Here is a 21,680-nt window from a genome sequence, read left to right as displayed (position 1 = left end):
CCATGGGCACGCGCACCCGCGGTCGGACCGCACTCACGATCGGTATCGACGTCGGCGGAACCAGCATCAGGGCGGCGGTCGTCGATGCCGACGGTCAGGTGCTCGACTCGACGTTCGCGCCGACCCCGCGGTCGGCGCAGGCGCTGGAGGACGGGCTCGACCGCGCGGTCCGGGAGCTCTGCGGGCGGCACGAGATCGGCGGGGTCGGCCTCGCGGTGGCGGGCTTCATCACCCCGGACCGGTCCACGGTTCGTTTCGCGCCGCACCTGCCGTGGGTTGACGCACCGGTCGCGCGCGACCTCAGCGATCGCCTCGGCATGCCGGTGATCCTCGAGCACGACGCCAATGCGGCGGCGTGGGCCGAATACCGGTTCGGCGCCGCGGCAGGCGGGCAGAACGTCTTGATGATGTCGATCGGGACCGGGATCGGTGCGGGCCTGCTGATCGGCGGCGAGCTCTACCGCGGTAGCCACGGGGTTGCGCCCGAACTCGGGCACGTGCAGGTGATGTCCGGCGGACGCGCCTGCGCCTGCGGCAAGCGCGGCTGTTGGGAGCGGTATTGCAGCGGTACCGCGCTAGTGGACACCGCGATCGAGTTGCTGGCCGCCAATCCCGCCGAGTCGACGATCCTGGCGCGCGAGGTCGCAGGGAACCCTGGGGGCCTGACCGGTCGCCGGGTGGCGGGCGCGGCTCAGGACGGCGACAAGGTCGCGATGGCGACGATGGCGGAGTTCGCGCGCTGGTTGGGTGTCGGGCTGGCGATGGTGAGCGATGTCTACGACCCCGACCTCGTGGTCATCGCAGGCGGCGTGGCCAGTTCGGCTCCGCTCTTCCTCGACGACGCGCGCGAGCACTACGCCACGCTCATCACCGGATCCGGGCATCGCCCGCTGGCCCGGATCAGGCCGACCCAGCTCGGCGAGGCGGCGGGGATGATCGGTGCTGCCGAACTCGCTCGCACGGAACTGGAATCCTGACCCTGCTCGCGTGGGCACCGTGGACGGTGCGCCCCTCCGGTGGACCGCATGCACCGGCCGTGAGTACAGTCATCACACGAGAAACATAGCGTGAGCACGGATGTCTTCGGGAAGGGTGCCATGTGGTACTGGCTGGTCAAATACATTTTTCTCGGACCGATCCTGCTGGTGCTCGGGCGCCCGACCATCGAAGGCGCCGAACACATTCCGAGTGATGGTCCGGCGATTCTCGCCAGCAATCACCAGGCCGTGATGGACTCGTTCTACCTGCCCCTGCGCTCGCCGCGCCGGATCACCTTCCTGGCCAAGAGCGAGTACTTCACCGGCACCGGACTCAAGGGCCGATTCCAGCGGTGGTTCTTCTCCGCGGTCGGCCAGGTGCCGATCGACCGGACCGGCGCCGACGCGGCGCAGGACGCGCTCAACGCGGGCATGAAGGTGCTCGGCGACGGCAAGCTGCTGGGGATCTACCCCGAGGGCACCCGTTCCCCGGACGGCCGGTTGTACAAGGGCAAGACGGGGATGGCGCGGATGGCGCTGCAGTCCGGCGTTCCGGTCATCCCGGTCGCGATGATCGGTACCGACAAGCTCAACCCGATCGGCTCGCGCTTCCCGCGTTTCGCGAAGATCGTGATCAAGGTCGGCGAGCCGATCGACTTCTCGCGCTTCAACGGCATGGGCGGGAACCGCTTCGTCGAGCGCGCGGTCACCGACGAGGTCATGTACAAGCTGATGGCGCTCTCCGGTCAGGAGTACGTCGACATCTACGCGGCCACGCTCAAGAACAAGCCCGCCGAGGCGGCCGCGCCCGCACCCGCGCCCGCCGCCGACCGGATCCCGGACACCCGGGCGAGCTAGATCAGGTCCAGCGGTTCCCCGAATCGGTGGTAGTAGACCTCGTAAGCGAGCCCTCCGAAGCTGGCTGGATCACCGACGTCGACGTGTGCCGGCATCCGGCTACGCCCTGCGAGGACCGCTTCATATGTCACGCGCCCCTGGCTGACGACCCAGTGCGCCGCGTCTTCGAGGCCGTCTTCAGACTCGTCGTGCCCGAGATCCGACCGATATGGCTCGTCCTGTAGTTCGGCGGCGAAGTCCAAGAACAGGTCTTGGAACGTGTGGACGGCGCCCTTCGGCAGTCGTCCAAGAATTTCGCGAAGGTGATCACGGCTCCGCGAGGCCTCCTCTATGACGTTCCAGAACCAGTCGACGTCGGAATCCCCGTCGTGGCGATCATCGTGGGCCATGGCCTCCCAATTTTCCAGACGAGCAGACCGGCGATTCAACAGTGATGAGGCTCGGCCGGCTAGGCCACCGCGGCGGGCACCCGCGACCGCTCGTCCGCAGCGATCCGCTTCGCCCTGCCCGTGACACCCACCGCGGCGACCAGCACCAGCGTCACCAGGCCCCACCACACGTACGACGAGGCCAGGAACTGATCCCACAGCGGCCAGCCGAGGCCGCTGGTCCGGCCGGGGGCCAGTCGCCAGTGCGGGGCCACCACGAACAGCGCCATTCCCGCCGCGACCCAGAGCGCCCAGCCGATGCTGCGGCGCGTGTAGGCGAGGTGCCCCAGGATCAGCAGGGTCGGGACCACCCACACCCAATGGTGTGACCACGACACCGGGGAGACCAGAAGTCCGAACAGCGCCGTCATGGTGAGCGCGAGGGCGGGCATGCCCGCCGCCAGCGCCCGGCGTGCGGCCAGCACGGTGACGACCAGGACCGCCGCGCTCGCCAGGATCCACAGCGGGGTCCGGATCGAGGGATCGAGGCCGAGCCGGGCCAGCATGCCGGTGATCGACTGGTTGGCGGGGTAGGCGGGCCTGCCGATCCGGTTGGAGTCGATGAGGGTGTCTGTCCAGTACTGCTTGGAGTCGGTGAACGAGACCGCGAAGCCGATGGCAGTGCCCGCGAGGAAGCTCACCGCGGTGACCGCGGTGGCCCGGAGGTCCTTGCGCAGCAGGAAGTACAGCACGAACACCGCAGGCGTGAGTTTGACCGCGGCGACGAGACCGACCAGGGCTCCGCGCGGCCACGGCGTCTTCTTGAGCAGGCAATCGGCGGCGACAAGGGCCATCAGCACGATGTTGATCTGGCCGTAGTCGAGGGTGGAATACACCGGTTCGAGCGCCAGCGCCCCGGCGAACGCGGCCCCGGCCGTCCACAGCAGGGTGCGTTCGGGCAGCACGCCGATGGAGGTGAGGGTCACGACCGCGGTCGCGAAGAGCAGCACTAGCGAGAGCACGGTCAGCGCGGTGCTGGCCTCGCCGAGGCTGATCGCGGACATCGGACTGAACACGATCGCGGCGAGCGGGGGATAGGTGAACGGCAGCGACTTGCCGAGTTCGGTCGGCGGCATCGGACCGTAGAGCCCGACGCCGTTCGCCAGCGCGGTGCCGCCGATGCGGTACACGTCGAGGTCGATCCGGTAGTAGCTGCCCAGATGCCGTAGGCCGGGGAAGCCGACGAGGTTGTAGATCACGCCGATGGCCGCGGCGATCAGGATGCACACGCGGGCCGCGGGGCCGGCGACGAGGCGCCGGATACCCGTTCCCGGGCCGGCAGGCTCCCGATCGGCGTCGTCCGCCGCTGGTGCCGCCGAGGTGTCGGCTGCCGGTGTGTCGGTGCTCACGTGGTCGCTGGGAGCGGTCTGATCCTGGCCAGGCACCAATTGTCCTTCGGGTCGGGGGCGGTGGTCGTGGGGAAGTGCCGGGCGGCATAGTCTGCCCGGGTGCGCTACTTCTACGACTGTGAGTTCATCGAGGATGGTCGCACAATCGACCTGGTTTCGATCGGCGTGGCCGCCGAAGACGGCAGAGAGTTCTATGCCGTCTCCACCGAGTTCGACCCCACGAAGGCGGGGAAGTGGGTGCGAGCCAACGTCCTGCCTAAGCTCCCGCAGCCGTCCTCGCCGTTGTGGCGCTCGCGCGCCCAGATCCGCGACGACCTGCTCAAGTTCCTCGTTCCGCGCCCCGGTGTCACGCCGGAGCTGTGGGCCTGGATCGCGGCGTACGACCACGTCGCGCTCTGCCAGTTGTGGGGGGACATGACCGCGCTGCCGCGTTCGTTGCCGCGGTTCACCCGTGAGTTGCGCCAGTACTGGGAGGACAGCGGGTCGCCCGCGTTGCCGTCCGCTCCGGCCGACGCGCACGACGCGCTGGCCGACGCCAGGCACAACCTGGTCAAGTACGAGGCGATCCGGGCAGCACTCGCAATTCGCTGAATTGGTGGCCCCTTTGCGTGACGCGTTCGACAGAGCGAATATCCTGTACTGGTGAACTGGACTGTCGACGTTCCGATCGACCGCTTGCCCGAACTTCCGCCGCTGCCCGCTGCGATGCGCCAGAGGCTCGATGAGGCGCTGAGCAAGCCCGCCGCCCAGCAGCCGAACTGGCCCGAGGACCGGGCCGCCGCGATGCGCACCGTGCTCGAGAGCGTGCCGCCGATCACGGTCGCGAGCGAGGTGGAGGCGCTGCAGAACAACCTCGCCGAGGTCGCAAGGGGCGAGGCGTTCCTGCTCCAGGGCGGTGACTGCGCGGAGACGTTCGCGGACAACACCGAACCGCACATCAAGGGCAACATCCGCACCCTGCTGCAGATGGCCGTCGTGCTCACCTACGGCGCGAGCCTGCCGGTCGTCAAGGTCGCGCGGATCGCCGGCCAGTACGCCAAGCCGCGCTCGTCGAACATCGACTCGCTCGGGCTGCAGTCGTACCGGGGCGACATGGTGAACTCGCTCGTCGCCGAGGAGTCGGTGCGGGTCCACGACCCGTCCCGGCTGGTCCGCGCGTACGCGAACGCGAGCGCCGCGATGAACCTGGTCCGCGCGCTCACCGGCGCGGGCATGGCCGATCTGCACAAGGTGCACGACTGGAACCGGGAGTTCGTCGCGTCGTCGCCTGCGGGTGCCCGGTACGAGGCGCTCGCCGCCGAGATCGACCGCGGCCTGCAGTTCATGAACGCGTGCCGGGTCACGGATCCGAGCCTGCACCAGGCGCAGATCTTCGCCAGCCACGAGGCGCTCGTCCTCGACTACGAGCGGGCGATGCTGCGGCTCGACAACGACGATGACCACCCGAAGCTGTACGACCTGTCGGCGCACTTCCTGTGGATCGGCGACCGGACCCGCCAGCTCGACGGCGCGCACATCGCGTTCGCCGAGATGCTCGCGAACCCGATCGGTCTCAAGATCGGCCCGAGCACCACCCCCGAGATGGCGGTCGAGTACGTCGAGCGGCTCGACCCGACGAACAAGCCCGGCCGGCTGACGCTGATCTCGCGGATGGGCAACGGCAAGGTGCGCGACCTGCTGCCCGCGATCATCGAGAAGGTGCAGGCCACCGGTCACCAGGTGATCTGGCAGTGCGACCCGATGCACGGCAACACCCACGAGGCGTCCACCGGCTACAAGACCCGGCACTTCGACCGGATCGTCGACGAGGTGCAGGGCTTCTTCGAGGTGCACAACGGGCTGGGCACCCACCCGGGCGGCATCCACGTCGAACTGACCGGCGAGAACGTCACCGAGTGCCTCGGTGGCGCACAGGACATTTCCGACCTGGACCTGTCCGGCCGCTACGAGACCGCCTGCGACCCGCGGCTCAACACCCAGCAGTCCCTCGAACTGGCCTTCCTCGTTGCGGAGATGCTGCGCGGCTGAGCCATCGGATCCCGCACAGCGGCCCGCACCCTGCCCGGGTGCGGGCCGCTCTGCGTTCAGCGACGGTGTCGGTGGCCGGCGATACGGTCGGGGCGATCGAATCGCGTACCCAACCATCGCAGTGAGGGACACACCATGAAGATCACCGAACCGACGCTGGGGACCCCGTGTTGGGCCGAGCTCGGCACTACCGATGTCGCGGCAGCCGGTCAGTTCTATGGCGGCCTACTCGGCTGGAAGCCGGAAACGGATCCGAACCCGGAGGCGGGCGGCTACACGATGATGCTGCTCGAGCAGGACCCGGTGGCCGCCGCCAGCCCGCTTTATCAGCAGGGCCAGCCCGTCGCGTGGACGGCCTCGATCGCGGTGGCCGACGTGGATGCGACCGCGCGGGCGGCCACGGAGGCCGGAGGTTCGGTGATCGCCGAGCCGATGGACGTGTTCGATCTGGGCCGGTTCGCGGTGCTCGCCGACCCGGCGGGTGCGGTCATCTCGATCTGGCAGGGCCGCAAGTTCCAGGGCGCGGCCCGGCTGAACGAGACCGGGGCGCTGTGCTGGATCGAGCTGCGTACCCGCGACACCGCGCGGGCGATCGAGTTCTACCGCACCGTGTTCGGCTGGACGGTCACGGCGGGTGACGGGTACACCCAGTGGGGCCTCGGCGGCACCGACTTCGGCGGCATGATGGCGATGGGTGAGGACTTCCCGGAGGGCATTCCGCCGCACTGGGCGCTGTATTTCGGCGTGGACGATGTCGACGCCGCGGTCGAGAAGGCGACGGGTCTGGGCGGAACCGTGCACGTGCCGGGCACCGACATCCCCGAGACCGGTCGGTTCGCCGTCCTGACCGACCCACAGGGCGGCGCCTTCGCGGTCTTCCGCCCGCAGGACTGAGCCAGGCGCGGCAGGCCCGCATGGGCGGGGCCTGCCGCGCGTCGTCGTCGGCTGGCATCATGGCGGACGTGACTCGTATTCGACTCGTCGCCACCGATCTCGACGGCACCCTGCTGCGGTCGGACCGCACGATCTCACGCCGGACCGCCGCGGCGATGGCGGCGGCGGAGGAGTCCGGGATCGAGATCGTGTGGGCGACCGCGCGAGCGCGCCATTCCGTCCACGAACTCGCGCTCGAGTGCGGCTTTCGCGGCAGGGCGATCTGCGCCAACGGTGCGGTCGTTCTCGACCTCGCCGACGGCACTGCGCTCGTCACCGCGACGACCTCGATCACGGCTGCCGCGGCGACGACGGCGATGGGCCGGGTGCGGACGCTCATGCCAGGGGTGGTGTTCGCGAACGTCGGTCCGACGAGTTTCGTCGCCGAACCCGAGTACGCCGCGCTGTGCGAATTCGCCGATCATCACCGACACCCGCACGAGATGACGCTCTCGGAGCTACTGCCCGCGCTCGACGAGCCGATGGTGAAGATCGTTGTGCGTCACCCCGAGGTGTCCAGCGCGGACCTGTACCGTGCCGCTGTCGCGGCCGGGGTCGATGGCGTCGAACTGACCCATTCGGGCGCGCCCTACCTCGAGATGGCCCCGTCGGGGGTGTCGAAGGCCAGTGCGCTCGCGGAGCTGTGCGCGGCCGACGGGATCGAGGCGCACGAGGTCGCCGTCGCGGGCGACGGGATCAACGACGTCCCTATGCTGTCGTGGGCGGGTACCGCCCTGTGCCCGTCGAACGCGCTGCCGGAGGTGAGGACGCTCGCCGACCGCGTCCTCGCCTGCAACGACGAAGACGGAGTCGCCTGCTACCTCGAGGAGCTCGTGGGGGCGCCCGGCCGGTGAGTGGTGCCGTCGCGGCGGTTCACACTCATCCGCACGGCACTTCGCGCGGATTGGCCGGGTCGAGGGCATTGAGCACCATGTATGCCGCCCGCTTGGTGTCGGTGAGTTCGACATGATCCGAACTGTCCTGCTCGCATCCGTCTTGGATGACGATGTTGGTGACGTCGTAGCCAGGCAGGCCGGGAAGCATGCCTTGGGTATACGGCACCACCTGTTCGTCGTATCGGGTGCCGATGTTTGTGTACGTGATGCCCTTGAGATAGGGGGTCCCGTCGGCATTGACCCTGTTGACCACCTTGGATCCGGCGACGAACTGTCCGCACGCCTGACAGATCGGGAACGCGCTGTCCGGAAGTCCCCATCGTTCGAAGAGTTCGGGAAGCCCATCGCCGCCTCCGACCTTCGTGCCCAGCCACAGCGGAGCCAGCGACACGTAGTTGGTGATCTTCGACTGCCCGCCGAGGACTTTCGCGTAGTACGCCGGCACGAGCGTGCCCTGCGAATGCCCCACGATGTCCACTGTCGAAGCGCCGGTAGCGGAGAGGATCCGATCGATGAACCCACCGAGTTGCTGTGCGCTGTCCTCGATCGGCTTCATCGCGCCGATCGAGGAGATCGGCCACGGTCCGGCGATGGCGCCGTAGGTCAGTGCGAACACACAGAAGCCCGCATTCTTGAGCATCGGGACATAGGCGCCCCACGTGATCTGTTGTCCGCCCGCCGTTCCGTGCACCAACACCACGGGACGAGGGTGGTCTGTGGTCGGCTTGCATCCGAAGTCGTTGGATCCGGGCAGCGAGCCGCCCGGATTGGTCAGTTCGTTCGAGGAGCCCGCCGAGGATTCGAACTTCTCGGGAAGCGGATCTGCACCTGCCGCCCCAGTTCCGAACGACATCACGAGCGCGACCAGCGAGCACGCCAAGACGGTCGCGCGCAGCATTCGGAACAACGTGCCCCCAGTTGTTGTGTGAGGGCACCGAACATACCGACCGTTTTGTTGTATGTCCTGAGAATGGTCGAAGGGGAGGTGCGACCGACCTGTCGCTCGAAACGTGGTGCGCCGCAGGGAAAGGTGGAGTGGAGATCTCCGCGCTACGGCACCGCGACCAGCGACACGGTGGTGCCCGCTTCGACCCGGGTTCCGGGGCCGGGGCTCTGGGTGAGGACCAGTGACCGGTCGGAGTCGGTGACCTGCCTGACCTGAGGCACCAGGCCGAGGCCGGTGAGCTCATCGCGGGCCGAGCCCACACTGCGCCCGAGCATCGACGGCAGCCGGACCGCGGTCGAGACGATCAGCGTGACGCTCGATCCGGCCCCGACCTCCGTGCCGGTCGACGGGTCGGTGCCGATCACGTCGCCGCCGTCGACGCCGCTGTCGAACTCCTCGCGGGTCTCGCCGACGGTGATCCCGACGGCGTCCAAGGCGGCCCTGGCCTCATCGGCCGACTTGCCGCGCAGGTCCGGCATCCGGACCGGCGGCGAACCCTTGCTCCGGATCATCTGGACCTGCGATCCGACGTCGAGCACCGTGCCCGGACCCGGCTTCAGCGCCGCCACACCGCCATTGGGCACCTTGGTGCTGAAGGCCTCACCGCCCTCGACGGGCACGAAGGTGCGCTCGCGCAGCACCCGGTCCACCTGATCCGGGTCGCCGCCCGCGGGCACCTCGGGGACCGCGGGCCTGCCAAGCGACACCAGAAGGGCCACCACCGACTCCTTCGGCACCCGGGACCCGGCGGCGGGATCGGTGCCGAGCAGTGTGTCGACGGGGGCGCTGTTCGAGTACTCGCCGCGGATCTCGGTGCTCAGCCCGGCGGCCTCGATCGTCGAGGTCGCCGAGGCGCGGTCGAGGCCGTCGATGGCGGGCACCGCCGCATACCGGCCGGACCCCATCCACCAGCCGCCGAATCCGACCGCGACCCCGAGCAGCAGGATCACCAGCAGCCACACCATGATCGTGCGGCGCGAGCGCTGACGCTCGGCCGCGAAATCGGGGAACTCGTACTGGGCCGGGTCGCGACGGTGCTGCCGTGTCGCGCCGGGGTCCACCTCCGGCTGCGGGAACTCCGGCGGGCGCGCGGTCAGGTCGGTGACCACCTTGGTCGGCTGCGGGCCCACGTGCTGGATGCCGGGGTGTACCGCGGTCGGGGCGGCCGACGCCAGTGCCGTCGTCGCGTCGTTCGGTCCGGCCGTGGTCGCCGCGGGCGGCGGCAGCGCGCCCGCGACCTGCATGGCCGCGCTGAGGTGCTGCGCGGATCGTCGCGGGGCGGGTACCCGGTAGGCGGGCAACTGCAGTTGCCGGCTCACCGAACGCAGCGCCGCCGACATCTCGCCCGCGTTCGTGAACCGTTCCTCGGGGTCACGGGCGGTGGCCTCGAGCACCAGCTGGTCGAACTCCGGCGGCACCCCCGGGATCTGGGAACCCGGGCTCGGCACGTCGGCGTTGATCCGCTGATAGGCGATCGAGAGGGAGGTATCGCCGGTGAACGGCGTTCGGCCGGTGAGCATTTCGTACAGCAACACGCCGGTCGCGTACACGTCGCTGCGGGCGTCGGCGTTGCCCGTCGTGACCTGCTCGGGGGAGAGGTAGGCGGCGGTACCGAGGATCACGCTGCTGGAGGTGGCGTTGGATCCGGCGACCGCGCGGACCAGACCGAAGTCGGCGATCTTGACCTCGCCCGAGTCGGAGATCAGCACGTTCTCCGGCTTGATGTCGCGGTGCACCAGGCCGGCACGGTGCGCGACCGCGAGCGCGTCGAGCACCGGTCCGGTGACCGCGGCCGCGGCGTGCGGTGGCATCGGGCCGCGCTCGCGCAGCAGCTCGCGCAGCGTCCCGCCCGCGACCAGCTCCATCACCAGGAACGCGTGTTCGCCGTCGACGCCCTGGTCGTACACGGCGACCAGACCTGGATGGGTCAACCGGGCCACCGCGCGGGCCTCGAACTCGAAGCGGGCGACGAACTGGGGGTCATGCGCGAACTTCGGGTCCATGACCTTGATCGCGACCGGCCGGTCGAGCCGCATGTCGAGGCCTCGGTAGACCATCGACATCCCGCCGCGCGCGATCGGGGAGTCCACCCGATAGCGGCGGTCGAGCAGTGTGCCGATCAGCGCCTGATCTCCTGGCCCCACCCGCGCTTACCCCGTTTCTCTTCTACCCGGTGATCCACCGCAGCAGTTTCGACAATGTCCGCATCGATGGTAGCCAGCGGGCCGCCCGCCCGGTGCCGACGGCGCGGCGGCCGCGATCGCGCGGACCGCCCATGACCTACCGCGCACCGACCCGATACCGTTACCCGTGTGAGTGCAATCCCTTATAGCGACGACGTCCTCGATCCCTCGGTAGAGCTGCTGCAGCTCGCGGATGTGGCCAAACTGCTCGGAATCGTCGTCACCCGGGTGCACCAGATGCTCCGCGACGGCGAGCTGGTCGCCGTGCGCCGCGAGGGCGTCATCGGCGTGCCCGCGAGCTTCTTCACCGAGGAGGGCGAGGTGGTCCGGCTGCTGTCCGGTCTGCTCGTGGTCCTGCGCGACGGCGGTTACAGCGAGGAGGAGATCCTGCGCTGGCTGTTCACCGAGGACGAGACCCTGCCGGGGGCCCCGGTGGACGCGCTGCACACCGACCTCGCCCGCGAGGTGATTCGCCGCGCCCAGGCGATGGCCTTCTAGGCGCGTCGATGCGATGAGCCCGCCGCCGGGGCTCCCGGGACTACGCTTTCCGCCATGACATCCATGAACGGCAAGGTCGTCCTCATCACCGGCGGCGCGCGTGGTGTCGGAGCGGAGGTCGCCCGTCGGCTGCATGCCAAGGGCGCGAGGCTCGTGCTGACCGACCTGGACGCGGAGCCGCTGCGCGCGCTGGCCGAGGAACTCGGTGGTCCCGATCGCGCGCTGACCGTCGTCGCCGACGTGTGCGATCTCGCATCGATGGAATCGGCTGTCGCGCAAGGGGTCGAGCAGTTCGGTGGCATCGATGTCGTGATGGCGAACGCGGGCATCGCGAGCTATGGATCCGTCCTTGCGGTCGATCCGGCGACCTTCAGGCGCGTCGTCGACGTGAACCTCGTCGGCGTCTTCCACACGGTGCGCGCCGCCCTGCCCTCGATCATCGAGCGCAGGGGATACGTCCTTGTCGTCTCGTCGCTCGCGGCGTACACCGCCTCACCCGGGCTGGCGGCGTATCACGCGTCCAAGGCGGGGGCCGAGTACTTCGCCAACACCCTGCGGCTCGAGGTCGCCCACCTGGGTGTCGACGTCGGCTCCGCCCACATGGCCTGGATCGACACCCCGCTGGTCCAGGACGCCAAGGCCGACCTGCCCGCGTTCACCAAGATGCTCGCCGCGCTGCCCGGCCCGCTCGGGAAGACGACGTCGGTGCAGGCGTGTGGCAGCCGCTTCGTGACGGGGATCGAGAAGCGATCGAGCCGGATCAATGTGCCGGGCTGGGTCGGTGCGCTGCGCTGGCTGCGGCCGCTGGTGCAGACCCCGATCGCCGAACGCGACATCCGCAGGCTCGCGCCGGTGCTGGTGCCCCAGATGGACGCCGAGGTCGCCGGTTTGGGGCGGTCGCTGAGCGCCCGCACGCAGGCGCTCGAGCGGGAGTAGCCGCTCAGCTACGGGCCGCCGCGACCGCGGACTCCAGCAGTCGCGGCGCGACCAGCGTGAGCCGCCGCCGTCTCGGCACCACCGCCCGCCGGTCGAGCACCCGGTAACCGCTCGCCTCGATCTCGTCGAGGATCGCGGAGTACAGGTCGAACGCCGCGGTGATCGCGGGTCGCGCCCGCGGTTCGAGCATCGCCAGTCCCGGCCGGGCATCTCGGTACCCGGACCGGTTCAGTGCGACGAAATGGGCGAGGGCCCGCCGGACCCGGGGGTCCGTGGCCCCGGTGGACTGGCAGTGGCGCAGCAGGTCGCCGTCAACACCGAATGCGGACAGCTCCTGAGACGGCAGGTAGATGCGTCCGCGCCGGAGGTCCTCGCCGACGTCACGGAGGAAGTTGGTGAGCTGGAAGGCCTCGCCGAGCGAGGCGGCCGCGGGCTCGGCCTTGGCGAGCGGGGTCACCGTGCCCAGGATCGGCAGCATCTGCTTGCCGATCGCCGCGGCGGAGCCGTGCATGTAGCCGCGGAGCTCGTCCATCGAGGTGTAGACGGCACGGAATCCGGGCGCGCCGGGCAGGTCCATCCGCATGGACCCGAGGAACGCGGTGAAGTGATCGAGCGGGATGGAGTACCTGCCGATGGTGTCGGCCACCGCCAGCACGACCGGCCGGACGTCGTCGGCAGCGGTGCCCGCGACGGCGGCCGTCAGCTCGGATTCGATCCTGTCGAGTTCGGCAAGGCAATCGGAGGCGGGACGGCCGCCGGGCGCGTCGATGTCGACGAGGTCGTCCACGGTGCGGGCGAATCCGTACAGCGCGTACACGGCCGGCCTGCGGTGCTCGGGTAGCAGCCGGGTGGCGAGTGCATAGCTGCGGCCGTGCTCGGCGGCCAGCCGCTCGCAGTATCGGTAGGCGGCTCCGAGATCGCTCGCAACCGCACGGTCGTCCAGCGTCGTCATCTCAGTCCCGGCCGGGGGCCGCCCCGGCGCCGGAACGGGTGTCCGCGGCGTCGGCGACGGCGGGCGTGGAGCGCAGCCGCAGCGGGTCGACGGTCACCAGCGACTTGGCCGCGACGATCGCCGCAAAGGTCGCGAGCAACACGTGCACGAGGGTGTACAGCCCGATCGAGCCGTCCGGCTGGAAGACAAGCATCAGCCAGGTAGACAGGCCGACCAGGATCATCAGCGTCGTGGTCGACAGGGCAAAGCCCGCGGCGACGGCGAGCGGCCACGAGTAGTACCAGGGCAGCGCGGCGGGGGAGAGCACCACGATCGCGACCAACGCGATCAGGATGCCCATGACGGCCTCCCGCGGCGTCCGACGGAAGCGCCACCAGACCGCCACGAGGATCACCACCAGCGCGACCGCGGAGATGGCACGGGTGACCTCCAGCACCGGGCCCAACCGCAGCCCGGTGAACCAGGAGGTGCTGACGGTGACGATGTGGGCCATGATCGTCGGCAGCGAGAGCCAGTTGATGATCTTCGCCGATCCCGACAGCGCGGTGAGCCACCCGATGCCGACGCCCGCGATGGCCGAGGCCGCGGCGAACACGGCGGCGAACACGGCGAGCCCCGCGCCCGCGGTCTTGGCGAAAAGGACCAGCGGCGCGGGCGGGGTCCTACCTTCGGCCACCGCGCGGTCGCGTTCGTGGATCATCCAGATCCACACCAGGAACGGCAGCGCGACACCGGCGGTTGCCTTGATGGCGACACCGACCGCGACCACCGCGATGCCCGCGACGTGGCGCCGCTCGAGCACGAGCGCGATGCCGGCCGTCATCAGGCCCACCATCAGCATCTCGTTGTGCACGCCGCCGATCAGGTGGATCAGGACCAGCGGGTTGAGCACCGCGAGCCACAGCGCGGTCGCCTGGTTGCCGCCGAGCTGACGGGCCAGGTGCGGTACCGCCCACATGGTCAACGCGAGACCGGGCAGCATGGTCAGCCGCAGCAGCATCGTCCCGGCGATCACATTGTCGCCGGTGATCGAGGTGATGCCCTGGCCGAGCAGCAGGAAGATCGGTCCGTACGGAGCGGTGGTGGTGGTCCAGACGTTGCTCACGTTGTCGAGCAGGATGCCGGGATTGGCGACAGGGCCGACCGCGTACGGGTCGAAACCGTCCCGCAGCAGCGCGCCCTGCGCCAGGTACGAGTACGCATCCCGGCTGAACATGGGTACGGCCAGCAGCAACGGGGCCGTCCACACCGGGACCACCCAGCGCAGCTCGTGCAGCGTGGTCGTGCCGCGCAGCGTGCAGCGGCCGAGGCGGACCCACGCCGCGATCATCAACAGCACGCCGACCCACACGAGGATCGTCGACAGGATCAGGCCGTGCCCGAAGCGCAGCCAGGACAGGTGCAGCGCCTCGAGGAGCGGATCCTCACGTCGAACGCTGCCCGAGCCGAAACCGCCGAACGTGATCATCGATGCGCCGACCAACCCGAGGATCGCGGCGTGCCCCGCCTCGCTGCGCGCGAACCCGGCGACCGCGCGGAGCCGCCCGGCGCTCGGGCCCTGGTCGTTGCTGTCGCCGGTGTGCCTGTCAGCAGCGGAAAGTGGGGACGTCATCGGTGCGGATCTTCCCCCATGGCTGTGCGTTGACTGCGGTCCGGCCGGCAAGACCCGTCGGCGGAATGCGTGGACAGCTGGTTAGTTTAGTGGCTCGGTGTTCCGCAGCGGGAAACGCCTTGATCGTGCGGGGTGTGTCTGTGACCTGGCACGCAGTTCGCCCCCGATCCGCTGGGCGGCGAGCTTCCCCGAGACCAGCACGGTCGGCACCCCGACCCCCGGTGTGGTGCCGGACCCGGCGAGCACCACGTTCTCGGCTCCGGTGTCGAGGTTTCCGCGCCGGAACGGTCCCGTCTGCGCGAAGGTGTGTGCCGCGGCGAACGGGGTGCCCGCGGACATCCCGCGGTCGGCCCAGGTCTGTGGGGTGTCGATCAGGTCAACCCGGAACCCCTCGGCGATCCCGGTGTAGCCGCGCCGCTCGAGCTCGACGAGCAGCTCGCGGACGTACGGCCGCCCGAGGGCGGCCCAGTCCAGCGGGGCGCTGTGCAGGTTCGGGCAGGGCGCCAGCACCGACAGTGGCTCGTGCGGCACACCGTCACGGTCGATGAGCAGTTCCGGATCGGTGACCGCGGGGCGGGTGAGCAGCAGGGACGGGTCGCTCATCAGCCTGCCGCGACCGCGGCGCGCGGTGATCTCGGCGAACGTCTGCTCCCAGGCCGCCCCGAAGTCGATGGTGTGGTGGCCGGAGTCGGTCCAGCCTGCGGCGACGGAGGCGGGGATGGTGCCGTGCGCGACGACCGCGGAGGGAGAATGCCGGACCGGCCGCCGCGGCCACGTCCGGCGCGGGAGCAGGGCACTCCCGCTGCCGAGGTCCGCGGTCAGGACCACGGCGTCGGCCTCGAACCCCGACCCGTCGGCGGCGATCACCCGCGTCGCCCGACCGTTCCGGTAGTCGATCCGGCTCACCTCGGTCCCGAGTGCGAGCGTGCCGCCCGCGGCGGTGAAGGCGCCGGCCATGGCCTCGGCGATCGCCCGCATGCCGCCGTCGGGGAAGTACACGCCCATCGAGGTGTCCATGTGGGCGATCGCGCCGTAGATGCCGAGTGCCCGCGCCGGGCTCAACCCCGCGTAGAGCGACTGGAAGGTGAAGATGCGCTGCAGCCGCGGGTCGCGGAGGTACTTCTCGACGCGCGGACCGAGCCTGCCGAAGCCGCCGATCCGGACCAGCGTCGACAGGTCCGCGAGGGCTGCGCGCGAGCCGACCAGGTCGAGCGGCGAGTCGAAGTTCGCGTCGATGAACCGGTCGAACTCGGCCGTGAAGATCCGCTCCAACCAGGAGCGCAGCCGGAGGTAGCGGCGCGCCTCGTCGGGACCGCACGCCCTGGCGACCTCCGCCGCCATCGCGTCGGGGTCCGAGTGCACGGCGATCGCGCCGCCGTCCGCGAATCGCGCGTGATATGCCGGGTCCAGCCGGTGCAGGCGCAGCGGCGGGGACACCGACCCGAAGTCGGCACCGACCGCGGCCAGCGCCTCGGCGACCAGCTCCGGCATGGTGAGAACGGTTGCACCGCTGTCGATCTGGTAACCGGGTCCGTCGTAGACGCCGACCCGGCCGCCGACCGAACGATCGCGCTCGAGGAGGGTGACCGCGCGGCCGGTGCCCAGCAGGTGCAGCGCCGCCGACAATCCGGACAGCCCTGCCCCGACGACCACCACGTGATCGGTGCGACCCGGGACCGTGCGCAGGCCCACGCCGATCAGGCCGTACGACGGGTGGCGGCCAGCGCCATCGCGCGCAGGCTCTGCTTGGCCGACTCCGTTGCGGTGCTCGTGTCGAGGGCGCGCAGGCCCCTGGCGGTGAGCTCGTCGATGCGGCGCTCGACCTCGTCCACCGCGCCGAGATCGGTGATGATCGCGCGCAGCCGCTGCACCTGCTCCTCGGTGAGATCGGTGCCGATGCTGCGCCGCAGCACGTCCGCGGTGCCCCGGTCGGTGGCGTCGGCCCGCAGCAGGGCCTCGGCGAACAGCACGGTCCGCTTGCCCTCGCGCAGGTCGTCGCCGGACGGCTTCCCGGTGACCGCCGGGTCCCCGAACACCCCGAGCAGGTCGTCGCGGAGCTGGAAGGCGATGCCGATGTCGGTGCCGAACTCGCGATAGGCGGCGATCAGATCCGGATCGGCCGCGGCGAGGGCGGCGCCCAGGTGCAGCGGTCGCTCGATCGTGTACGCCGCCGTCTTGTATCGATTGATCCGCAGCGCCGCGGCCACCGACTCGTCGGCGGTCACCTCGGTGCTCACGTCCAGATACTGGCCCCCGAGGACCTCCGTGCGCATCGCCGACCACACCGGGCCGAGCCGGACCTGGGCGGCCGCGTCGACCCCGGACTCGCGGACCATGTCGTCCGCCCATGCCAGCGCGAGATCGCCGAGCAGGATGGCCACGGATTCACCGAACTTCGCCGGTTCGCCGGACCATCCGCCCGAACGGTGCCGGTCGGCGAACTCGACGTGCAGGGTGGGAAAGCCCCTGCGGGTGCGGGAGGAGTCGATGATGTCGTCGTGCACGAGGGCGCACGCCTGGACCAGCTCGAGCGCGGCGCACGCCCGCAGCACCGCGGCGGCGTCGGGACCGGTCGGGTCGCCACCGGCGCCCAGCCAGCCCGTCCAGGCGAACGCGGGCCGGACCCGCTTGCCGCCGCGCAGGACGAAGGCCTCCAGCGCGGTGGTGGCGGCGGTGAAGGTGCCGCCGACGGCATCGGTGACCGGCCTGCGACTGTCGAAGAACTCGCGCAGTGCCGTCTCGACGGCGGCGGGCAGCGACTCGGTGGCCTCGGGGGAGGCGGCGTGGGCGGACAGGGTGTCCTCCTCGGTGATTGCCCCGGGAATTGCCCTGGGAAGGTGATCGACACCCTCACCCTAGTGGTCCGTCGAAGTCGCCCTCGCTGCCCGCCACTATGATTGTCGAGTGACATTCGATGCCGTCAGGGGACGGTCAAGCGAGGGCTGGGTGACCCAGACCCCGTCCATCGTGGACCGGATCGGTTCGAGCGGCGGGCGGATTCCCTTCTCGGTGGAGTTCTCGCCGCCGCGCGATGCCGATGCGGAGGCGCGTCTGTGGCGCGCGGTCCGCGAGTTCGAGCAGATGCAGCCCGCATTCGTCTCGATGACCTACGGGGCCGGCGGATCGACCAGGGACCGGACCGTGCGCGTCACCGGTGCTCTTGCCGAGGAGACCACCCTGCTCCCGGTCGCCCATCTGACGGCCGTCGGCCACAGCGTCGACGAGCTGCGTGCGATGGTCGGCGCATACGCGGACCGCGGCATCAGCAACATCCTGGTGCTGCGCGGCGATCCGCCTGGCGATCCGCTCGGCGAGTGGGTCAGGCATCCCGAGGGCGTCGAGTACGCCGAGGAGCTGGTCCGGCTGGTCCGCGACCTCGGCGATTTCCACGTCGGTGTCGCGTCCTTCCCCGAGGGGCACTTCCGGGCGCCGGACCTCGACCACGACACCAGATACCTGGTCTCCAAGCTGCGTGCCGGGGCCGAGTACTCGATCACCCAGATGTTCTTCGACGTCGAGGACTACCTGCGGTTGCGCGACCGGGTTTCCCGGTGCGACGCCGAGCAGGGTGCCAAGCCGATCATCCCGGAGATCATGCCGATCACGTCGCTGCGCTCGGTCAAGCGGATGGTGGAGCTGTCCGGATCGCAGCTGCCGCGCGAGCTCGCGGACCGGCTGGATCGCGCGGCGGGCCACGGGCCCGAGGAGAACCGCGCCGCGGTCCGTGAGATCGGCATCGAGCTCGCCACCGAGATGAGCGAGCGGTTGATCGCCGAGGGCGCACCCTGCCTGCACTTCATCACGCTGAACTTCGCCCGCGCGACCCGTGAGGTGCTGGCCCGCCTCGGACTGGCCAGCTCGGTCAGATAGCGCGCTTCGCGCCTGTGCGCGAATTGCACTCTCGGTGGGGTGCAATTCGCGCACAGTGCGTCAGCGCCTCGGGTGCCTGCTGAAGTACGCCATCGCGCCGACCACGAGCGCGACGCCCAGCGTGACGCCTGCGACGATGCCTGCCCAGCCGGCGAAGCCGCGCGTGCTGGGGTCGGCGTATCGGGTCTCGGCACGGAGGGTGCTCACCTCGCCGGGCGGCAGCTTCCAGGTGACGATGGAGTCGGCGTCGCGGGTTCCGTTGGTGGTGTTCACCCGCGCGGGGAATGCGACGCTGAACTGGACGTCGCTGCCGTCGGGCACCGATTTGAGGTCCGCCTTGCCCTCGAGGACCACGACGTCGCCGCTGCGCCGGAAGTCCAGCTGGATGGAGCTGCCGGTCTGGCTGGACATCGCCCCGAGCTGCTGCACCTCGCCGAAGGTCAGGTCACTGAAGAAGGCCTGACTGCCGACGTAGCCGTCTTGCTTGTACGCCTGTACCCGGACCTTCGACATCAACGAGTCCGGCGGGATCAGCTCCGGGCCCTTGTCGTTGTCGTCCGCGGGAACCGTCGCGGCGACGATCTGTCCCGACACCCGGTCGTCGGGTGAGACGCCGAGTGACGCCTGGACCCGAAGGCACCCGCTGAGCACCGGTATGCAGATCAGGAGGAGCACGGACAGGGCGAACAGTCGGACGCGGGATCGACTTCGGACATCGGAGTGGGGCTGCTGCACAGCGTTATCGTGCCAGGCAGCCATGCAGGTGTCAGGCGGTAGGGGTGCGCGGCGTGGCGGATCCGGTGCCTCCCGGCCCGCTCATCGGTGCAGCACCCGGCGCAAGCCCCCGAACCGGGCGTCGGACAACGCGATCCGCGCGGCGCTGCGCCCACTCGACCCGGACACTCCGCCGCCCGGGTGGGTGGACGCGCCGGTCAGGTACAGCCCCTTCGCGCCTGGCACCCGGTGTCCCGACAGTTCCGGCAGGGGGCGCCACATGAACATCTGGTCCAGCGACATCTCGACGTGCATCACGTTGCCGCCGATCAGCCCCATCTCGGACTCGAGGTCCGCGGGGGTCTGGACCAGCCGGTGGCGCACCGAGTCTGTGAATCCCGGTGCCAGCCGCTCGATCTCGGCGACGATCCGGTCGCCCTCGGACTCGGCGAGGTCCGCCCAGTCGCGTCCGCCGGTGAGGGCATAGGGATGCCACTGCGACCACAGCGTCGCCTGGTGTTCACCCGCGGGGGTCAGGCTCGGGTCGATCCCGCTGAAACTCATGGCGAGGACCGCGGGGACGGGGGGCAGCTCGCCCGCCAGCGCCGCGCCGTGTGCGAGCCTCAGCTGTGCGCGATCGGAGACCAGCAGCTGCAGCCCGGAGGTGACGGTCTCGCCCGCCGGGGCGCTGGGATAGGAGGGGAGCGAATCGGTTCCGAGGCGGACGACCATGCCGATCCCCGGCCCGACCCGGATCCGGCGGCGCCACCCGTCCAGTTGCGTCCGGTCGTGGCCGCCGCGCTCGAGCAGGTCGAGGGTGGTCAGGATGTGGCAGCCGGCCACCACCGTCCTGGCGTGGACCTCGTGGCCATGGGCGGTGCGGACCGTCCAGCCCTTCGGCGTGCGGCGCAGCTCGGTCACCGCGTCGCCCAGTCGCACGGCTCCACCGTCCGCGGCCAGCCGCGACGCCAGGGCCCGGGTGAGGGCGCCGCTGCCGCCGACCGCCCGGCCCGGCGGCAGGGTGTGCATCAGCGCCGCGAACCCGACCATCGGGGCGGTGCCCGGCTCGGACATCGGTGGTCCCGACTGGGCGCCGAACCAGGCCAGTGCCGCCTTGAGGCGCTCGTTGTCGAAGTAGTTGTCCAGCAAGCTGTCCCCGGATGCGAGGAACTCCCGTGAGAAGGCCGCGGCGCCCGCGCCCCGATCCAGGGTGCCGAACGAGCGGGCCAGCCTCCCACCGGTCGGCGGCCCGGCGAACGCCCGCATCACTCCCGCGGTGCGCGGACCCCAGGTGTCGACGAACTCTCTGTATGCCCTCGCGTCGGCGGCCCCGCAGGATTCGGCGATGGAGGCGCAGGTTCGTTCGAGGCTGCGGTGGAAGACGATGCCCGACCGGCCGGACTCGGGCGGCGCGGGCGCGAATGCCCAAGGGTCGCAGTCGAGATAACGCAGTCCGTGCGAGGTGAGGTCGAGGTCCTCGATGATGCCGGTGTGCCGGATCATGATGTGCGCGGACGAACCGCGGTCCACCTGATGGCCGGGGAACCGTTCGACGGTGGACACCGCCCCGCCCAGTACGGTGTCGCTCTCGAGCACCTCGACCGACCAGCCGGACCGGGCGAGATAGCACGCCGACACCAGCGCATTGTGTCCGGATCCCACCACCACCGCGTCGATCATCTGTCCAGGCTATCGGCTGGGGGAGTGCGCGTTCTCGGTCCCTTCGGCGGCGAGCGGCAGCAGTCGCCCCAACACCGCGAACGGCCTGTTGTCGCCGGTGAAGGTGAAATGCCGCACCACATCGGTGAATCCGAGCCTGCGATAGAGACGCCAGGCGCGGTTGTCCTCGCCGTCGACCTCGGGGGTGGACAGCAGTACGTGACTCTCCTGCCGGTCTTCGAGGAGCCTGCGGAGCAACGCCTCGCCGGTGCGGTGTCCCTGTGCGGCACGTGCCACATGGAGTTCGGTCAGCTCGAAGTAGTCGCCGAGGACCTCGTGGATCCGCCGTTCGTCGGCGCCGGAACGGTGCATCCCCTCGCGCACCTGCTGGTGCCACCACTGGTGCGGGGCGCCACGGTAGCCGTAGGCGATGCCGACCATGGTGCCCTCGCTCGAGCCGGGATCGTCGCCGTCGCCGTCGTGGGGGACGATCGCGGCGACCGCGCGCCAGCCGGGCCGATGGGTGTGTTCGGCCCACATCGGGGCCCGGTGGAACTCGGTCCCCTTCGGGTAGTCCATGGCCTCGACGTAGATGGCCAGAGCCTCGGCCATGCGGCGCCGTAGTTCCTGCGCGGACAGCTCGACCAGCAGGGGTGTCGTGTTGATACCGACCGGACTCACCCTCTCTCTTGACGACGTGTCGGTGGGGGCAGCTATATTGAATATGTCGAACGAATGTTCGATGTCGGCAATCCGGCGAAGCGCGAGGGAAGCGGGCTTCGCCGGATTCCGACCCTAAGGCCTGACCGGTCGTACCGGCGGGTGGCGTGGTTGCGCAGGA

At 70.1% G+C, this 21,680-nt stretch carries 20 protein-coding genes; 9 read left to right on the top strand and 11 right to left on the bottom strand.

Annotated elements, in window-relative coordinates:
• Nucleotides 1–2 precede the first annotated feature (2 nt).
• Both FCG67_RS11815 and FCG67_RS11810 read left to right on the top strand, forming a co-directional pair.
• Nucleotides 3–977, top strand: coding sequence for an ROK family protein (locus FCG67_RS11815; RefSeq protein WP_136910004.1), 975 nt, complete (start codon nt 3–5; stop codon nt 975–977).
• Between the two features lie 120 nt (nt 978–1,097).
• Complete coding sequence (locus tag FCG67_RS11810) at nt 1,098–1,835, top strand: lysophospholipid acyltransferase family protein (RefSeq protein ID WP_136910278.1); 738 nt, start codon at nt 1,098–1,100, stop codon at nt 1,833–1,835.
• Here FCG67_RS11810 and FCG67_RS11805 read toward each other — a convergent pair.
• On the bottom strand, nt 1,832–2,224 hold the full coding sequence (locus FCG67_RS11805) for a DUF4240 domain-containing protein (RefSeq protein WP_136910003.1): 393 nt from the start codon (nt 2,222–2,224) through the stop codon (nt 1,832–1,834). The two genes, FCG67_RS11810 and FCG67_RS11805, sit on opposite strands and share 4 nt — an antisense overlap.
• Nucleotides 2,225–2,283: 59 nt before the next feature.
• Entirely contained in the window at nt 2,284–3,525 is a 1,242-nt protein-coding gene (locus tag FCG67_RS11800; RefSeq protein ID WP_246045052.1) for a glycosyltransferase 87 family protein, read from the bottom strand.
• Nucleotides 3,526–3,711: 186 nt separating this feature from the next.
• Between FCG67_RS11800 and FCG67_RS11795 the strand changes: the two genes are divergently transcribed.
• From FCG67_RS11795 to FCG67_RS11780, 4 genes are all read left to right on the top strand, one after another.
• Nucleotides 3,712–4,203 carry a polyadenylate-specific 3'-exoribonuclease AS gene (locus FCG67_RS11795; RefSeq protein ID WP_097212158.1) on the top strand — a complete coding sequence of 164 codons (492 nt, stop codon included), beginning with the start codon at nt 3,712–3,714 and terminating at the stop codon, nt 4,201–4,203.
• 51 nt (nt 4,204–4,254) lie between these two features.
• Nucleotides 4,255–5,640, top strand: a complete 1,386-nt coding sequence (locus FCG67_RS11790; RefSeq protein ID WP_136910002.1) for a class II 3-deoxy-7-phosphoheptulonate synthase — start codon at nt 4,255–4,257, stop codon at nt 5,638–5,640.
• Nucleotides 5,641–5,775: 135 nt separating this feature from the next.
• The gene (locus FCG67_RS11785; RefSeq protein WP_136910001.1) at nt 5,776–6,534 is read left to right on the top strand and encodes a VOC family protein; all 759 of its coding nucleotides are present in this window, start codon (nt 5,776–5,778) and stop codon (nt 6,532–6,534) included.
• A gap of 68 nt (nt 6,535–6,602) precedes the next feature.
• Nucleotides 6,603–7,427: an HAD family hydrolase gene (locus FCG67_RS11780; protein ID WP_136910000.1), complete on the top strand. Its 825-nt coding sequence runs from the start codon at nt 6,603–6,605 to the stop codon at nt 7,425–7,427.
• Between the two features lie 25 nt (nt 7,428–7,452).
• Here the strand turns inward: FCG67_RS11780 and FCG67_RS11775 are convergent, their stop codons facing one another.
• Both FCG67_RS11775 and pknB read right to left on the bottom strand, forming a co-directional pair.
• Nucleotides 7,453–8,367 carry an esterase/lipase family protein gene (locus FCG67_RS11775; RefSeq protein ID WP_136909999.1) on the bottom strand — a complete coding sequence of 305 codons (915 nt, stop codon included), beginning with the start codon at nt 8,365–8,367 and terminating at the stop codon, nt 7,453–7,455.
• 152 nt (nt 8,368–8,519) lie between these two features.
• A complete protein-coding gene (pknB, locus tag FCG67_RS11770; RefSeq protein ID WP_136909998.1) occupies nt 8,520–10,559 on the bottom strand; it encodes a Stk1 family PASTA domain-containing Ser/Thr kinase in 2,040 nt (679 codons plus the stop codon).
• Between the two features lie 168 nt (nt 10,560–10,727).
• Between pknB and FCG67_RS11765 the strand changes: the two genes are divergently transcribed.
• Together FCG67_RS11765 and FCG67_RS11760 are read left to right on the top strand one after the other, a co-directional pair.
• Nucleotides 10,728–11,096, top strand: a complete 369-nt coding sequence (locus FCG67_RS11765) for an Rv2175c family DNA-binding protein (protein ID WP_136909997.1) — start codon at nt 10,728–10,730, stop codon at nt 11,094–11,096.
• Between the two features lie 54 nt (nt 11,097–11,150).
• On the top strand, nt 11,151–12,032 hold the full coding sequence (locus FCG67_RS11760; protein WP_136909996.1) for an SDR family oxidoreductase: 882 nt from the start codon (nt 11,151–11,153) through the stop codon (nt 12,030–12,032).
• Between the two features lie 4 nt (nt 12,033–12,036).
• On the opposite strand, the gene FCG67_RS11755 is transcribed toward FCG67_RS11760, so the two are convergent.
• The 4 genes from FCG67_RS11755 to FCG67_RS11740 form a co-directional block, all read right to left on the bottom strand.
• On the bottom strand, nt 12,037–12,984 hold the full coding sequence (locus FCG67_RS11755; RefSeq protein ID WP_136909995.1) for a phytoene/squalene synthase family protein: 948 nt from the start codon (nt 12,982–12,984) through the stop codon (nt 12,037–12,039).
• A gap of 1 nt (nt 12,985) precedes the next feature.
• Nucleotides 12,986–14,596 carry an alpha-(1->6)-mannopyranosyltransferase A gene (locus FCG67_RS11750; protein ID WP_136909994.1) on the bottom strand — a complete coding sequence of 537 codons (1,611 nt, stop codon included), beginning with the start codon at nt 14,594–14,596 and terminating at the stop codon, nt 12,986–12,988.
• An 81-nt stretch (nt 14,597–14,677) separates the two neighbouring features.
• Nucleotides 14,678–16,294 (bottom strand): phytoene desaturase family protein, encoded by a 1,617-nt coding sequence (gene crtI / locus FCG67_RS11745; protein ID WP_136910276.1) that lies wholly within the window; start codon nt 16,292–16,294, stop codon nt 14,678–14,680.
• Entirely contained in the window at nt 16,294–17,409 is a 1,116-nt protein-coding gene (locus FCG67_RS11740; RefSeq protein ID WP_425467830.1) for a polyprenyl synthetase family protein, read from the bottom strand. The genes crtI and FCG67_RS11740 overlap by 1 nt, the downstream gene beginning before the upstream one ends.
• 133 nt (nt 17,410–17,542) lie before the next feature.
• Here FCG67_RS11740 and metF point away from each other — a divergent pair, with 133 nt between their 5' ends.
• Nucleotides 17,543–18,466, top strand: a complete 924-nt coding sequence (gene metF / locus FCG67_RS11735; RefSeq protein ID WP_246045050.1) for a methylenetetrahydrofolate reductase [NAD(P)H] — start codon at nt 17,543–17,545, stop codon at nt 18,464–18,466.
• A 60-nt stretch (nt 18,467–18,526) separates the two neighbouring features.
• On the opposite strand, the gene FCG67_RS11730 is transcribed toward metF, so the two are convergent.
• From FCG67_RS11730 to FCG67_RS11720, 3 genes are read right to left on the bottom strand one after another with little or no spacing between them, the layout of a single operon-like run.
• Nucleotides 18,527–19,225 (bottom strand): LppM family (lipo)protein, encoded by a 699-nt coding sequence (locus FCG67_RS11730; RefSeq protein WP_136909991.1) that lies wholly within the window; start codon nt 19,223–19,225, stop codon nt 18,527–18,529.
• A gap of 57 nt (nt 19,226–19,282) precedes the next feature.
• Complete coding sequence (locus FCG67_RS11725; RefSeq protein ID WP_136909990.1) at nt 19,283–20,860, bottom strand: phytoene desaturase family protein; 1,578 nt, start codon at nt 20,858–20,860, stop codon at nt 19,283–19,285.
• 9 nt (nt 20,861–20,869) lie between these two features.
• A complete protein-coding gene (locus FCG67_RS11720) occupies nt 20,870–21,520 on the bottom strand; it encodes a GNAT family N-acetyltransferase (RefSeq protein WP_136909989.1) in 651 nt (216 codons plus the stop codon).
• Nucleotides 21,521–21,680 lie beyond the last annotated feature (160 nt).

The organism is Rhodococcus oryzae (assembly GCF_005049235.1).
Lineage (GTDB): Bacteria > Actinomycetota > Actinomycetes > Mycobacteriales > Mycobacteriaceae > Rhodococcus_G > Rhodococcus_G oryzae.
Note: the sequence above shows the minus strand (reverse complement) of the source record. Positions and strands in the feature narration are given on the sequence as shown.

Bases quoted from the DNA above. Each gene is read 5' to 3' on its own strand.
- FCG67_RS11750 (WP_136909994.1), bottom strand. From the start codon at position 14,596: ATGACGTCCCCACTTTCCGCTGCTGACAGGCACACCGGCGACAGCAAC.
- FCG67_RS11775 (WP_136909999.1), bottom strand. From the start codon at position 8,367: ATGCTGCGCGCGACCGTCTTGGCGTGCTCGCTGGTCGCGCTCGTGATG.
- FCG67_RS11785 (WP_136910001.1), top strand. From the start codon at position 5,776: ATGAAGATCACCGAACCGACGCTGGGGACCCCGTGTTGGGCCGAGCTC.
- FCG67_RS11755 (WP_136909995.1), bottom strand. From the start codon at position 12,984: ATGACGACGCTGGACGACCGTGCGGTTGCGAGCGATCTCGGAGCCGCC.
- FCG67_RS11810 (WP_136910278.1), top strand. From the start codon at position 1,098: ATGTGGTACTGGCTGGTCAAATACATTTTTCTCGGACCGATCCTGCTG.
- FCG67_RS11805 (WP_136910003.1), bottom strand. From the start codon at position 2,224: ATGGCCCACGATGATCGCCACGACGGGGATTCCGACGTCGACTGGTTC.
- FCG67_RS11815 (WP_136910004.1), top strand. From the start codon at position 3: ATGGGCACGCGCACCCGCGGTCGGACCGCACTCACGATCGGTATCGAC.
- FCG67_RS11760 (WP_136909996.1), top strand. From the start codon at position 11,151: ATGACATCCATGAACGGCAAGGTCGTCCTCATCACCGGCGGCGCGCGT.
- FCG67_RS11730 (WP_136909991.1), bottom strand. From the start codon at position 19,225: ATGGCTGCCTGGCACGATAACGCTGTGCAGCAGCCCCACTCCGATGTC.
- FCG67_RS11725 (WP_136909990.1), bottom strand. From the start codon at position 20,860: ATGATCGACGCGGTGGTGGTGGGATCCGGACACAATGCGCTGGTGTCG.